This window comes from Mycolicibacter acidiphilus, assembly GCF_018455725.1.
GTDB lineage: Bacteria > Actinomycetota > Actinomycetes > Mycobacteriales > Mycobacteriaceae > Mycobacterium > Mycobacterium acidiphilum.
In genome coordinates, this window is record NZ_JAHCLR010000158.1 from 1 (window position 1) to 324 (window position 324).

Sequence of the window (324 nt, forward strand, 5' to 3'; positions counted from 1 at the left end):
ACCGGCGGCGCGGCCGGCACCGGTACGGCGGGCACCGCCGGCACCGGCGGTGCCGCGATCACCGGCGTCGTCGGCAACGGCGGCAACGGCGGCGGCGGGTCGTTCAACAGTGACGGATCGGGCGGCGGGGCCGGCGGCAACGGCGGCAACGGCGGCGCCGGCGGCAGCATGGGCAACGGCGGCAACGGCGGGGTCGGCGGCCAGGGTGCGACCGGCACCACCGGCACCTTCGGCACGGCCGGCACCTCGCTGCTCGGCACCTACAGCCAGGGGCAGACCGCCGGCAACGGCACCGCGGGCGGCGCGGCCGGGCTCGGCGGCCAC

At 80.6% G+C, this 324-nt stretch carries 1 pseudogene; it reads left to right on the forward strand.

The window, feature by feature from the left end:
- Positions 1 to 324: pseudogene (locus KIH27_RS22295) on the forward strand (hypothetical protein); the annotation flags it as partial.